General features: G+C 61.9%; 1 protein-coding gene. It reads left to right on the forward strand.

The window, feature by feature from the left end; translation table 11 throughout:
- On the forward strand, nt 1–670 hold a 670-nt coding region (locus H5397_RS17000), incomplete at its 5' end, for an IS6-like element IS6100 family transposase (protein ID WP_117414990.1).
- Between the last annotated feature and the right edge of the window lie 203 nt (nt 671–873).

The following is an 873-nucleotide window of genomic DNA, read 5'->3' on the forward strand; positions in this document are numbered from 1 at the left end:
GGAAATGCTGGCGGAACGCGGCATTTCGGTCGACCATACGACGATCTATCGCTGGGTCCAGTGCTACGCCCCGGAGATGGAGAAGCGGCTGCGCTGGTTCTGGCGGCGTGGCTTTGATCCGAGCTGGCGCCTGGATGAAACCTACGTCAAGGTGCGGGGCAAGTGGACCTACCTGTACCGGGCAGTCGACAAGCGGGGCGACACGATCGATTTCTACCTGTCGCCGACCCGCAGCGCCAAGGCAGCGAAGCGGTTCCTGGGCAAGGCCCTGCGAGGCCTGAAGCACTGGGAAAAGCCTGCCACGCTCAATACCGACAAAGCGCCGAGCTATGGTGCAGCGATCACCGAATTGAAGCGCGAAGGAAAGCTGGACCGGGAGACGGCCCACCGGCAGGTGAAGTATCTCAATAACGTGATCGAGGCCGATCACGGAAAGCTCAAGATACTGATCAAGCCGGTGCGCGGTTTCAAATCGATCCCCACGGCCTATGCCACGATCAAGGGATTCGAAGTCATGCGAGCCCTGCGCAAAGGACAGGCTCGCCCCTGGTGCCTGCAGCCCGGCATCAGGGGCGAGGTGCGCCTTGTGGAGAGAGCTTTTGGCATTGGGCCCTCGGCGCTGACGGAGGCCATGGGCATGCTCAACCACCATTTCGCAGCAGCCGCCTGATCGGCGCAGAGCGACAGCCTACCTCTGACTGCCGCCAATCTTTGCAACAGAGCCCGCAGACACGCCGTTGACCAGCACGTATACCGGCTCATCACAGTTGAGGGTGTAGAGGCCGGTGATCTGGGGAGGCGCGTCGCTCCGCGGTTGAGGGTCGAGGTCTTCCGATGATGGAGGTTCCTACGCCTTCCATCCGAAAGACCTCG

The organism is Propioniciclava sp. MC1683 (assembly GCF_014164675.1).
Taxonomy (GTDB): domain Bacteria; phylum Actinomycetota; class Actinomycetes; order Propionibacteriales; family Propionibacteriaceae; genus Propioniciclava.